Consider the following 13571-nt stretch of genomic DNA (forward strand, 5'->3'; position numbering starts at 1 on the left):
GAACTGAAATTCCGACGCTTGTTTTTACTCATTGTTTTGAATGTTTAGACAGTGATTACTCAATTATCTTGCCTGTCTAAATTTTGGGGTACATTATAGCACAAATAAAATGTAGTTTACTGATAAAAGGATTGGTAATTACTGACGAGATATTGCAATGAGGTGTAGGTATTTCTATGGCTGTTGGAAAAATGGCAACTCCCAAAGCAAAAAAGCAAGCCAAAGTTCCAGCTATATTGTCTCGTTTATCGTATCCTTTATATGAAAAAAGAAATAGGGCAATAGCACACAAAGTACCTACAAAAATATCTCTCATGCGAGTATGATAGTAATCGCTTATAGAACTTTGCACTTCTCTACAATTTTTTATTGAGCCATTTCCTATTAATAATGCCCCAAAAACCAAGATAATGGGCAATAAAAATCCTAAGAATCCAACTGCTTTTCGAAGATATAAATATGAAATAAGGCGAGGGTCTTCTGTAGGTTTAAGCATTTGTTTTAGAATTTTGATTACTATGATGTTCTAAATTTCAAACTTTTAATGAAATTTAGATGAAATAGTACATATCTCAAAGCAATTTATATTAATCAGCATATTTCTTGATTTTATAACAAAAAAAGTGTTATTAACCTCTAATTCAAAGTCAATAACACTTTTCACCTATCAAAAATAACAAAAATCTATTTTACTTTTTCCATTTTAAGGCATTAACATTTTGTCCAATTTTGCGGCCTTCGGCAAGTCCAACATCATTATCGCTACGGGTATGAATTCCTCCCAAAAATCTTGAATAAGCAGCTTCTTCGGCAGCTTCCCAAAATGAGTTATAACTTCTATTTTTAAACTCAATGAAAGTTAATGGGTCTTTTTCTCTGCCTTGATGAGACGTGTCAATAAATTTAAAATCACTTCCATAAAGTGCTGTCAGAACTGTAGCCGTAGCTCCAGATTGAACAGAATGACCAGAGTAAAAAGCTGGAAAAGGTGGTTCTGGCCAAAACTGAACAAAAGCCCCATCAATATTTCTTCTTATAAATGAAGAAGGTCGCTCGGCAACAAAAACAAATTTACACTTCCAACAATTAATAAACGCATCGGCAATACTCATACCAACAGCTGCATAAGTCTGAGCGGCTCGCATTAGATTAGGTTTAGCGGCTTTTACCGCAACATTTGCTAAACTATATGCGTGTCCGGGAGGAGTAAAAGTACGGCTTGGGTCATCGCCCCACCATAGAGCAATTTCTTTTTCTTCCTGAGTTAAAATCTTATTTTTGGCATACACCTCCAAAAACTGAGCGTAGTATTGTGAGCGTGGGTCGGTACTGTACGGAATTGGCTTTGGCATTGTTAAAGTAGCATTACTAGCTAAAAACGTTCGATTCTTTCCCCAAAAAGGGTGAAGTGGTAATTGACTCGCCGACTGACTAAAAGTTGGAGCTACCCAAATACCAGGCCCAGTTGGTAACTTATAATCTAAAGTGAAATTATTTTTATAACCTTGATATCCCAAGTCTGTTTTCGACCATTCAAAAATTATTTTTGCCACTTCCTGCCCATAAGCTACCGAACGGGTAACCACATCTGCAGCTTCAGTTTTTGAGATTTCAGTCAAAATAACCTTTTCTAAGGAATCAATACTTCCTTTATTCGCTCCTGAAGTCTGGTCGTAAATACTTCTTAACATATAGGCTTGTCCAGCGTTGAGACTTAAAGCATAATTATATTTGAGGTCAATGGTCGGTTTTGGCAATGTTGTCAAATCACTTAGTTGCCCAGCCAATGATGCGTATTCGGGATAACCATTAACAACCGTTTCGTACATTGTCAATCCTAAATAGCCAAAGCCACGAGAAGCGTAAGTAGGGGTATTGCCGGGAGTTTTTTCTGCTATTTTCAAAGTCATTGCTGCCCAACGGACTGGAACATCAGCCGTAATTTCAACAATAGGACTTGGTTCCTCCGTTTTTTTGCTACAGCTATTTATTATGCTTCCAATTATTAGAGAAGCAAAAATGAAAAATAAACTTTTTGTTTTTTTCTTGTAAAACAATTCCATGATGTTTTGATTTGGTTATGGGTAATTCATATATCAAACATTATACCATATTGATAACAGTATTTTTACAAAATTACAGATTTTCGGAAAAATAACAAGTTATATCCTAAATTACGGAAAAGTTAAAAAATATTAGCATTCAGTAGCACTCAAAGCCAGCCCAGCTTGCGAAGTTTCTTTATATTTTTTAGACATGTCTCTACCTGTAGCACGCATTACTTTTATGACACTATCCAACGAGATTTTTTGATCTGCCGTATTACCCGACGATGCCAACAAATAAGCATTATATGCTTTTATTGCCCCCATTGCATTGCGTTCAATACACGGAATCTGTACATAGCCCCCGATTGGGTCGCAAGTCATACCCAAATGATGTTCTATTGCTATTTCGGCCGCAGCCTCTACCGTTTCAATCGTTTTTCCTGCACAATATGACAACATTGCAGCAGCCATTGCCGAAGCAGAGCCAATTTCGCCCATACAACCCATTTCAGCTCCCGAAATACTGGCATTGTGTTTTATCAAAAAACCAACTGCTGCGGCTGCCAACATTCCTTCTCGTAGCTTTTGTTTGTCATAATGATAATGATTTCGCAGCAAAAAGAATATTCCAGGAATTACGCCCGAAGCTCCCGAAGTTGGGGCTGTTACTACTATACTTCCAGAAGCGTTTTCTTCCGACGCTGCTATGCAATAGGCGTTTAAGAAAATCATAAAACTATCACTTGCTGAGGCATGATTTTTTGCTTGCTCATACAAAACTGGGGCTTTTCTACGCAATTTTATTGTTCCTGGCAAAACCCCTTTATGTCTCAATCCACGTTTCACAGCTTTGTGCATTGCCTTTAACACATCATCTATTTTCTGATAAATTTCTTTGCGAGAAAACCCCGTGAGTGACATTTCATTGGCAATCATCAAGTCTGTTAAGGTCATTTTATGTGTTACTAAATGTTCCTTAAATTCCTTCATGGTTGAATATGCAAACGCTGGATTTTTAATATTCTGGGCTTGTAAATCTTCACCTTTCCTTTGAATGAACCCTCCACCTACCGAATAATATTCTTCTTCTAAAAGAACGCCATCATTAGATAAAAGTTTAAATATCAATGTATTAGGATGCGGCGATTCATACTTGCTCTTTTCAAAAATTATATTTTTTGTATTAACAGGAATTGATTTTTCTTTAATTTCTATGCTATAAATTTCGTCAGGATTTTTGAGTAAATTTATAAATTCAGTGGGGTCGCAAGTTTCGGGAAGCCAGCCCAGTAACCCCGCAATAACAGCTCGGTCGGTACCATGTCCTTTGCCAGTTGCACTCAGCGAACCGTACAAATGAATCATAATTTTTATATTATCAGCAGTTTGAAAATATGTTAAAGCATTCGCTCGTTGCAAAAAATCGAAGGCTGCTTTCATAGGTCCAATAGTGTGCGAACTCGATGGACCCGGTCCGATTTTAAATAAATCAAAAATTGAGGTAGTAATTGAATCTTTTAACATTTTGTATGATGATGAAGAATTTGAAAACAAAATTGTAGTATTTTTCGCAGAAACAAAGCATTTTGAAAAGAAAAAAACTACTCACTTTACGTAACAATAGAAAGAATAATAGTTACTTTTCATAACCAACAAACTTTCTTTGCAGTTTGTAAGTTTATAAATCATTTCAAAACCATTAAAGATTAAATTATGTCATTACAAGTAGGCGACCAAGCCCCTGATTTCAAGCTATTTAGTAGCGATAAAAAAGAAGTAAACTTATCAGATTTTCGTGGCAAAAACGTAGTTGTATTATTTTTTCCAATGGCATTCACAGGTGTTTGCTCAGCAGAACTTTGCCAAATGCGGGACGATATTGCTACTTATTCGAAGCTAAACTCTGATATTTTAGGTATTTCGGTTGATTCTCTCTTTACTTTAGGAAAATTTAAGGCTGAACAAAACCTTCCTTTTCCACTGTTATCTGACTTCAACAAAGAAACTTCACAGGCTTTTGGTGCTTATTACGAAACCTTTGTATTTGGCATGAATGGTGTTTCAAAACGGTCAGCTTTTGTAGTTGATAAATACGGAATTATACAATATGCAGAAGTATTGGAAAGTGCAAGAGATTTGCCAAACTTTGAAGCAGTAAAAGCTACTTTGGAGAGATTATAATAGTACGCAGTCCGATAGACGACAGTCGATAGTAATCTTGTGATTTTCAATAAAAACTATGGACTATCGTCTATGGGCAGTAGATTTAAGGATCAATCTTGAAAACCTCCAATAAGTCCATTTATGATGGAAAGAGCAAAGCCAAATAATAAAGGCTGAATAAAACCAGAAACACTAAAACCATTGACCAAATAGGCACAGAGATAAACAATACCCACATTGATAACAAGATAAAAAATTCCCAAAGTCAAAATCGTAATCGGGATAGACAAAAATTGAAGAACTGGTTTCACAAAAGTATTTAAAAAACTCATCACCAAAGCTACAATGATGGCAGTAGTAATAGTATCTACTTTTATGTCGTGAAGTATTTGAGGCATGAAATAAATTGCAGCTCCACAACACGCTAAACGAATGAGATAGTTTATCATAAATCTAATGATTGAATGAGTTAATGTTAGAATGAATGAATATAAAAGTAATTAGTAAATGCTAAATTCACACAATAAATCTATAATTTTAAAAAGAGCGAAATAAATTTTTGAGAAATCGTTTTATTCAATCATTCACTCATTCAAAATGGGCGGCATTCAGATTGATTCAATAAAATTATTTGTGTCGTTTAATTAAAACATCAAGCACTTCGTCAAACTCATAGTTTTTCTGCTCTAAAAGTACTAAAAAATGATAAAACAAATCGGCTGCTTCACCCAAAAATAATTCTTTATTATCATCTTTTGCTTCGATAACTAACTCTATCGCCTCTTCGCCAACTTTCTGAGCAACTTTATTTATACCAAGACCAAACAACTCACTCGTATACGATTTACTCGAAGGATTAAGCTTTCTATCTTTAATTACTTCTCGTAAACGATTGATAAACAAGACTTTACCTATATTCGATTCTTCAAAACAAGTATCAGCTCCTGTATGGCAAGTTGGACCATCAGGCAAGGCATGAATCAAAATCGTGTCGCCATCACAATCAATTAATAGCCTTTTTACGTGTAAGAAATTATTAGAAGTTTCGCCCTTTGTCCAAAGTCTTTGTTTACTTCTACTGAAAAAAGTAACAATTTTTTCATCTTGCGTTTTCTGGTAGGCTTCGGCATTCATATAGCCAAGCATTAATACTTTTCCCGTGAGGGCATCTTGAATAACTGCAGGAATCAAGCCATCGGGCGATTTATCGAAATCAATTGTTCTGTCCATTAAAAAATTATCTTTTACTCTTTGTGTTAACGAGTATATTTAAATATTTAGCTAAATATTTCTTTGTTAATAAAAATACATTTATTTTTACAAAAGTACGGATGTTCAAAACTTAAATATACAAAAACATGAAAAAAGTTCTGCTTTTGGTACTTCTCTGCTTTGCTTACGCCACAAAAGCACAAAAAAGCACCGAAGACGAAACGATTTATGCGACAGTCGATACTTCACCCATTTTTCCAAATGGTTATGAGGCATTATATACTTTTATTTGTGAAAATATTAAGCCACCTAAAGACATTCCGACAGACAAGCGGCTCAATAAAGTGTTTGTCAGGTTTGTGGTTGAAAAAGACGGTTCGGTTACATACCCCGAAATAATCAGAGGAGTGAGTGATGAATGTAACAAAGAAACTATCCGAGTGATAAATTTACTACCAAAATGGCAAGCAGGAGGCATGATGAAATATGGTATTTGGAAGCCTTTGCGAGTTTATATTACAGTTCCAGTAGCTTTTTTTCAAAATAAAACTGATTGTGAAACGTCTTATAGTCAATCATTTAAAAGGAACTGAAAGATTTTTTAAAGATTTTTTTTAGCCATAAACTTGACAAATAAAAAAAAACACCTTACCTTTGTGAAACATTTAAGACCAATGAATGTGAATAAATAAGCGAAAGTAGCTCAGTTGGTAGAGCGTAACCTTGCCAAGGTTAAGGTCGCGAGTTCGAGACTCGTCTTTCGCTCGAAAAGTAAGCACCTAAGCGGTGCTTTTTTTTTCAGGAGTAAGTGAAAACTTAATATGCTCCAATGGAATTGCCGAGGTGGTGGAACTGGTAGACACGCAGGACTTAAAATCCTGTGAGCTTTTAAACTCGTACGGGTTCGATTCCCGTCCTCGGTACTATTTGCCCAAAAAACAGGGTAACAAAGACTAAACAAAAAGAGTATAAGACGTTGATTATCAACATCTTATACTCTTTTTGTTCTTTTATACCTTTCTGTTATTTGTACTTTGTTTAGTTGTTGTTTTCAGAAAAACTATCAAAATTTTAAGGTAATAAAAACCCAAGTATTTGTACCCTGCTTCATTTATAAAGCAAGGTGTTTGTCAAATACTTTCTCTTATAATCTATATATTACTTCACAGCAACACCGATTCCTTCATTCAGATTTGCTTGCTTAATACCGTGAATAATCCAGCCGCAAGCCATCAAAGCTTTGTCGATATTATCTCTTACAATTTGTTCTGGATTTTGATTTGCCATCAAAGGATAGGAATATTGTTAACAGCTTCGTTGGGTTTACCTTATTTGGCAATATACCAAGACAAATGTTTTCTGGAAAAGGGAATTATTTAGCGGTAAAAAGCCCTGACAAAACAATTGCCTATGTAGGGTTTTGTGGTAGTTGTGTAGTTATTAAATTTGTTCTATTTCCTGCATCACCAATTCATGGTTTGTTGCTTTGGTACTATGGATTTTAAACGCACAAGATTCTGACCTAATATTGGCAATCTCAATTTGCGGTTCTTCGATTTCTTTTATCCTTTCCCTCAAAGTATGTAGCAAGCAATCAACGTTTTCTTCAATAGACATTTTTCCATTCAAATTCTATAATAAATGGAAAATTATCAAAATAATCAATTATTACACCCTTGAATCTGAGCCTTGAAAACATTTCCCGACTCTACTTTAAAACCTGGCAAAAGCTCTACACTCTTTGCCGCCTCATAGTTAACCTTTGATGTTCCTGTTATAGAATTAGCCGCTGTAATTGTAGCAGAGGCTTTTAAATCAATGGTAACATTATTAAAATTATCATTATTTGATGTAAAATTGAATGATGCTGGGCAAGGTAAATACGTCAAGACTAATGAACTACTAACTGCTCTATTATTCTCACTATCTTTTGCTTGTATAACTAAAGTATGATTTCCCGAACTAAAAACAGGTAATAAATATTGTAAACTTGAAGTTGTGTCAATCACTAAGCCATCTACCAAAATCTCATATTGAAGATTCGATCTCCCACCAATATCAGATGAAGCATTCCAACTAATTTGATATTTATTCGATACAGGTGTAGCTACTAAATTCATTGGCGTTGTTGGCGGTTTTACATCAGTTAAATTAAAAAGTTTTGCATCTGCCCAATCGCCGTGGTCGCAAAAATAACTATTATCTGACGTTTCGGCTACAAGTTTCAACTGTGAAGCACTAGTTAGATCAACTTGCACATAAATCGTTGCCGACGAAGGAGTCATAGTTTGACTCTCATAAACTGGCAAAATATCATTGTCTTTAAATATCTTAAAAATTACACTTCCGCAAGAGCCGTTGGGTATCTCATCATCAATTCCGATTTTTACACTAAAAGTATTATAGGTATTAGGAGGAAGGTTATAAATAATTTCTGAATTTGCATTAACGCCAATTCCTTTGCTGTAAGTAATGCCATTTAAAGTGAGGGTTTCACCATCATTTGCAACATCTTGTCCATTGCTATGGTCTATCTCAATTGGCCCATAACCATTAGTACTACTGCTTGGTATTAGGTTTGAAAGATACTCTGATGATGTTGCTCCAATAGGGGAAATAGTTTTGTGTATAAAGTTTATTTTAGAACTTGAATTTTCATTCCCTGCTAAATCTTTTACTTTTACATAACATTCAAATGCCTGATTTTCTATACTGGTTAGCGAAGTATATTGATAAGTTAAAGTTTGAGGAGGGAATACACCTTTCGAAACACCATTAATAAATACTTCATAAGAACCTACACCAACATTGTCATAGACGCTATTCCACGATAATTTGAATGAGGTACTCGTATTATCATATGATTTTAGCAATGGGGCTTCGGGAGGAACCACATCTCCTGCACAGTTAGGAAAAATATTTTTTATAAAAGTTGTAGAAAGTCCATAAGAATCTGAAACTATTAAAGTAACTCGATAAAAATATAAATGCCCATCACACGGTACTGTGGAGAGGTTAACTTGAGTAGTCATTCGTGTTACATCAAGCTCTGGGTGCGAATGTCCACCGTGGTGAAGTTGAACTACCCACCTATAAGTTAGTTGCTCACTTGGCTCTTCATTATCAGATACTTGAGCCGACAATTGTATTAAATCATTTCCATTATTAGCAAATAGTTTAATGGTATCAATACTGGTTGAGTTAATGATAGGTGCGGTATTATTCAATGAAACAAAAGAAGAAGTTGTATGCGAGAGTCCACCCTCGTCTGTCACAGTCAGGTTAACGATAAATTTTTGTGAGTTGGTAGAACCATTATCGAACGTATGAGAAACATTTACACCACTGCCAGTGCTACTGTCACCAAAATCCCAAGCATAAGAAAGTGCCGTGTTTTCGTAATCGGTTGAGGTTGATGCATTAAACGATACTGATAAAGGAGATGTTCCAAACGAAGGATTAAAGGTAAATCTGGCAATAGGTGGCACATTCGATGTGCCGTAGATTATTTTACGAACTTCTATTGGGTCGCCGGCATTGAACCCTAACTTCAAATAATAGATAGATTCGTCAATAGGATTGTAGGCAATACTAACCGCTCCAATGGCTGATGTAGTGAGGTCTCTAAATGAGGTAGGATTTTCATCACTATCAAAAGAAAAGCTTTTTATCCAACCCGAAACAAAGTCGGCAAAAATATAAGTATTTCTAAACGCTTCAGGATAGGTAGTGCCTGTATACCAAACTCCACCAATTGAACAAAATCCATCGAATCCATTACCGGGAAATTCGGTTGACCCAATTTCATTTACCATCCCATGAACGACCACTTTCGCAGTTCCAAGAGGCTGAGCATTTTCATCAAGATGAGTCCATTCTACCGTAGGTTTTTTGTAGCTTGATGGTGTATATGCTGGATTATCCCAAACTGTTGGTAAGTCAATACCTTCGTAAATAGGCCAACCAAAATTTTGTCCTGCCGCAGTAACAATATTTAATTCCTCCCGAACATTCCAACCAACTTCACCGACATATAACACGCCTGGATTGCCAGAGTTGGGTTTTATTGCTATTCTAAATGGATTTCTAAAACCCAATGCCCACACCCTTGATTGAGCGGAACGAGGACTATTTGCATCGTAATAAGGATTCCCCGAAGTTCCATTTCCTGTTGATGGGTCAATTCTAACAACTTTGCCATTTAATGAATTGAGTATCTGACAGCGGTAAACCCTATTATCCAAATATTCTCCTTCTGAAATAATTCCATCATTAAACGCTTGATTATCATAATTAACATCATCGTCACCGAGCCCACCATCACCACAACTCACAAATAAGGTTCCGTCATTGCCAAAAACCATACCTCCCCCACCATGATTTGTTCCTGTCATAGGAAACCCAGTCGAATGAGTTTCACCAATTAACACCAATCTACTGCCATAATCAACCATGTTTGAACTTCCAGGTGTTGGCTTAGTATATCGTGTTACTCGTGCAATGGTTGCTCCTGGCTGGTCGTAAATTGCTTCGCCATAATGAAATAAATAATATCTATCTACTACATAATACAGATATACGTGTCCATTTGTCATAAAATCAGGGTCTAAAACAAAATTCAATAGACCATAATCTCCATAATTGGCTACTTCTTCCGAAATATCAATAAAAAGTGTCTTTATACCATTTTCTACCACATACACTTTCCCTTCTTTTTCGGTTACATACATTTTTCCACTTGCATCGAATGTTAGTCCGGTAGGAGCTTGCCAACCATCAGAATGAAGTTGGTCTGTAAATCCTGCTGGTAATTGGGCTTTTGCTGAAAATATGGATACTATAAAAAGAAAAATAGTAATTGTGCGTATCATTGATTAATCGGTAAAGTTAATTTATCATAGTTTAATAAGAATCTGTTTGAACTCATTGGCAGTCTAAAGAAATAAGTTTAAATAGATTCTATATATTTTATTCAAAACTCAAAAACACATAATTATAAAGACGTTTTTCTTAGCAAAAGAGTTGCTTTTAACTACTACTTACCTTTAAAAACAGGTTTCCTTTTTTGTAAAAATGCCATAACTCCTTCAGCAAAGTCATGTGTTTTACCCAATATATCTTGATTTTGAGCTTCTTGCTCCAAAATTTCATTAACTGTACAATTAAATGACTGATTCAAAACTTTTTTCATCAATCCAATGGCTTTGGTTGGAGCCGTTTTATAATAACTAATTATTTCAGATAGCGTTTCGTCTAATGTTTCATAAGCAACCGCCTTGCATACCAAACCTAAACCTAAAGCTTCGTCCATATAAATTTTTCGACCTGTGCTACACAGTTCAAATGCTTTTTGCATACCAACAACTCTTGGCAAAAAAAACATCGAACCAGCATCAGGCATCAAACCGATACCCACAAAAAGCTCGCTCATATAGGCATCCTTGTTAGCAATTATCAAATCACATGCCAAAGCTAACGACATACCCGCCCCCGCTGCAACACCGTTCATGCGACATATAACTGGTTTTTCAGCATTTCTGATAGCACAAATCATTGGATTATAGTTTTCTCGTAACGACTCTCCCAAAGAAGTAAAACCACTATCCATTCCTGCTTTCAAATCTGCACCAGAGCAAAAGGCTTTATCGCCCGAACCTGTCAGAATAATTGCTCTGATAGATTCATCGTTAGCGGCTATCTCTACAGCTTTCGTAATTTCTTTTATTAAGGCACTACTCAATGCGTTATATACCTGCGGACGATTAAGCGTTATAGTAGCAATTCCTTCAGAAGTTTCAAAGATTATATTTTCGTACATGATTGATTATCAAAGTTTTAGGGTTTGTTGTATTTGGCTTTTACGAAGAAACTATAATAGTTTGAGATATAACTTATGTGCAAAGTTGGCAATGTATGTGACTAAATAAAACATTTTTGTTCAAAATTTCTGCTAATTGATTATGAAGACCTATATTTGCAGACTTTTTTTATAAATTTTTCTATTAAAATGGAAGTGAATCAAACAATAAATAGTACCGTAAACGGGCACCATCACTATAATATTGACAAAATATCGGCTGCTGGGTTACTTATCGCCATGGGGATTATTTATGGCGATATTGGCACTTCGCCTCTATACGTATTGAAAGCCATTGCAGGCACGGAACCTATCAATGAAGGAATAATTTTAGGAGCATTGTCTTGTGTATTTTGGACACTTACGATGCAAACTACCATCAAATACGTGATTCTGACACTCCGTGCCGATAACCGTGGTGAAGGTGGAATTTTGGCTCTTTTTGCTCTTGTACGTCGCCATGCCCGATGGCTTACCGTTCCTGCCATTATAGGTGCAAGTGCTTTACTTGCCGATGGCATTATTACTCCCCCTATTTCGGTAGCATCAGCAATTGAGGGGCTTCGTATTAAATTTCCTGATATTCAACAAGATACTATTGTCAAAATAGTCATTGCAATCATATCAATGATATTTATCGTTCAAATCTTTGGCACTAAAAAAGTAGGCTATTTATTTGGCCCGTTTATGTTAGCTTGGTTTACAATGTTAGCAGTTTTAGGTGGTTTATGGATAGCCAAAGATTTAACTGTTTTGAGAGCCTTAAACCCTTATTACGCCTATGAGTTGTTGGTGCATCATCCTGGTGGATTCTGGATTCTAGGCTCTGTATTTTTGTGTACTACTGGTGCAGAAGCTTTGTACTCTGATTTAGGGCATTGTGGTCGTGGGAATATTCGCATTAGCTGGATTTTCGTAAAAATTTGTTTATTACTTAACTACTTCGGACAAGGTGTTTATGTAATGAGTCTTGACGGACAAATGCTGGGCGATAGAAATCCTTTTTATAATTTGATGGCTGAATGGTTTTTACCTTTCGGGATTTTTATTGCTACTTCGGCAGCAATTATTGCCAGTCAAGCCTTGATAAGTGGTTCGTTTACTTTGATTTCTGAGGCGATTCGTCTCAATTTTTGGCCTAAAATCAAAGTTAATTATCCTTCCGACCAAAAAGGTCAAATCTATGTGCCAAGTATCAATATTTTACTTTGGATAGGTTGTGTTAGCGTAACTTTATATTTCAGCAAAATAGCAGGCGATATGACTGAAAGAAATATTGCTGATGCTCTGGCATTGAATAAAAACTTAGATTTAGCCAGCTTGGCAAAATCATCGGAGGTATTACTTTCCACAGCAATGGAAGCTGCTTATGGCTTGGCAATTACGATGACCATGCTGATGACCACCATGTTGATGGCGTATTATTTATATGCCAAAAAATTCAATATCTGGGCAATCATCTTATTTATTGTTGTTTATACGTGTATCGAAGGGGCTTTCTTAATTGCCAACCTTCAAAAATTCCCGCACGGTGGATATGTATCATTAATTATTGCGGGTGTAATTGCGTTAGTAATGTATATCTGGATTCGGGCATTTAGAATAAAAACCCGCATGACAGAATACGAAAAATTAGATAAATATACCGAATCACTTAAAGAACTTAGTGCAGATATTACAGTTCCAAAATATGCTACACATCTGGTGTTTTTGAGCAATGCTGGGCGAGCTTCTGAAATAGAAAATAAAATTATTTACTCAATTTTTCAAAAACGTCCAAAGCGTGCTGATGTTTATTGGTTTATCCATGTTGATACCGTTGATGACCCTTACACAATGGAATATAAAGTAATGACGATTGCCGAAGATGATGTTTATAAAGTAAATTTTCGCTTAGGATTTAGAGTTCCTAACAAAATAAACCTTTATTTCAGACGAGTTTTGGAAGACATGGTAAAATGTGGCGAAGTAGATATTCGTAGCCGTTATGAGTCTTTAAATAAACATAATGTTATTGGTGATTTTAGATTTGTTGTGCTGGAAAGATTCTTGTCTTACGAAAACGAACTTCCATTTTGGGAAGGTTTGGTGATGCGAGCTTATTTCTTCATCAAACAATATACTCCATCGGAAGATAAATGGTTTGGACTTGATAGCAGTGCGGTTAAAGTAGAAAAAGTACCATTTGTGATTAAAGCAATTGATAATGTTAACCTCAAACGAATTCCTTGGACTGCCGCTGGGCATTGACAAAAATAATTTTAAACATCACACGAAGGAATAATCGCCTT

At 35.6% G+C, this 13571-nt stretch carries 12 protein-coding genes and 2 tRNA genes; 5 read left to right on the forward strand and 9 right to left on the reverse strand.

Annotated elements, in window-relative coordinates; translation table 11 throughout:
- Positions 1-76: 76 nt before the first annotated feature.
- The 3 genes from ACH2CJ_RS09185 to ACH2CJ_RS09195 all read right to left on the reverse strand — a co-directional run bounded on the left by ACH2CJ_RS09185 (position 77) and on the right by ACH2CJ_RS09195 (position 3572).
- Positions 77-496: a hypothetical protein gene (locus tag ACH2CJ_RS09185; RefSeq protein WP_394992285.1), complete on the reverse strand. Its 420-nt coding sequence runs from the start codon at positions 494-496 to the stop codon at positions 77-79.
- A 193-nt stretch (positions 497-689) separates the two neighbouring features.
- Positions 690-2063, reverse strand: coding sequence for a vanadium-dependent haloperoxidase (locus ACH2CJ_RS09190; protein WP_394992286.1), 1374 nt, complete (start codon positions 2061-2063; stop codon positions 690-692).
- A gap of 132 nt (positions 2064-2195) precedes the next feature.
- Entirely contained in the window at positions 2196-3572 is a 1377-nt protein-coding gene (locus ACH2CJ_RS09195) for an L-serine ammonia-lyase (RefSeq protein ID WP_394992288.1), read from the reverse strand.
- A 189-nt stretch (positions 3573-3761) separates the two neighbouring features.
- On the opposite strand from ACH2CJ_RS09195, the gene ACH2CJ_RS09200 reads away from it, so the two are divergent.
- Entirely contained in the window at positions 3762-4229 is a 468-nt protein-coding gene (locus ACH2CJ_RS09200) for a redoxin domain-containing protein (RefSeq protein WP_394992289.1), read from the forward strand.
- A gap of 92 nt (positions 4230-4321) precedes the next feature.
- Here the strand turns inward: ACH2CJ_RS09200 and ACH2CJ_RS09205 are convergent, their stop codons facing one another.
- Both ACH2CJ_RS09205 and hisIE read right to left on the reverse strand, forming a co-directional pair.
- Complete coding sequence (locus ACH2CJ_RS09205; RefSeq protein WP_394992290.1) at positions 4322-4660, reverse strand: phage holin family protein; 339 nt, start codon at positions 4658-4660, stop codon at positions 4322-4324.
- A 178-nt stretch (positions 4661-4838) separates the two neighbouring features.
- Entirely contained in the window at positions 4839-5441 is a 603-nt protein-coding gene (hisIE, locus tag ACH2CJ_RS09210; protein WP_394992292.1) for a bifunctional phosphoribosyl-AMP cyclohydrolase/phosphoribosyl-ATP diphosphatase HisIE, read from the reverse strand.
- A gap of 128 nt (positions 5442-5569) precedes the next feature.
- Between hisIE and ACH2CJ_RS09215 the strand changes: the two genes are divergently transcribed.
- From ACH2CJ_RS09215 to ACH2CJ_RS09225, 3 genes are all read left to right on the forward strand, one after another.
- The gene (locus ACH2CJ_RS09215) at positions 5570-6016 is read left to right on the forward strand and encodes an energy transducer TonB (protein ID WP_394992294.1); all 447 of its coding nucleotides are present in this window, start codon (positions 5570-5572) and stop codon (positions 6014-6016) included.
- 99 nt (positions 6017-6115) lie between these two features.
- Positions 6116-6188 (forward strand) — tRNA-Gly (locus ACH2CJ_RS09220).
- Positions 6189-6260: 72 nt separating this feature from the next.
- Positions 6261-6346, forward strand: a tRNA-Leu gene (locus ACH2CJ_RS09225).
- A 235-nt stretch (positions 6347-6581) separates the two neighbouring features.
- Here the strand turns inward: ACH2CJ_RS09225 and ACH2CJ_RS09230 are convergent.
- From ACH2CJ_RS09230 to ACH2CJ_RS09245, 4 genes are all read right to left on the reverse strand, one after another.
- Positions 6582-6710 (reverse strand): hypothetical protein, encoded by a 129-nt coding sequence (locus ACH2CJ_RS09230; RefSeq protein ID WP_394992296.1) that lies wholly within the window; start codon positions 6708-6710, stop codon positions 6582-6584.
- A gap of 153 nt (positions 6711-6863) precedes the next feature.
- Positions 6864-7040 (reverse strand): hypothetical protein, encoded by a 177-nt coding sequence (locus tag ACH2CJ_RS09235; RefSeq protein ID WP_394992297.1) that lies wholly within the window; start codon positions 7038-7040, stop codon positions 6864-6866.
- A 44-nt stretch (positions 7041-7084) separates the two neighbouring features.
- Positions 7085-10294 (reverse strand): NPCBM/NEW2 domain-containing protein, encoded by a 3210-nt coding sequence (locus ACH2CJ_RS09240; protein WP_394992299.1) that lies wholly within the window; start codon positions 10292-10294, stop codon positions 7085-7087.
- Positions 10295-10458: 164 nt separating this feature from the next.
- Complete coding sequence (locus ACH2CJ_RS09245; RefSeq protein WP_394992301.1) at positions 10459-11241, reverse strand: enoyl-CoA hydratase/isomerase family protein; 783 nt, start codon at positions 11239-11241, stop codon at positions 10459-10461.
- Between the two features lie 189 nt (positions 11242-11430).
- Between ACH2CJ_RS09245 and ACH2CJ_RS09250 the strand changes: the two genes are divergently transcribed.
- Entirely contained in the window at positions 11431-13530 is a 2100-nt protein-coding gene (locus ACH2CJ_RS09250; protein WP_394992303.1) for a KUP/HAK/KT family potassium transporter, read from the forward strand.
- Positions 13531-13571 lie beyond the last annotated feature (41 nt).

Source organism: Emticicia sp., from assembly GCF_043780375.1.
GTDB lineage: Bacteria > Bacteroidota > Bacteroidia > Cytophagales > Spirosomataceae > Emticicia.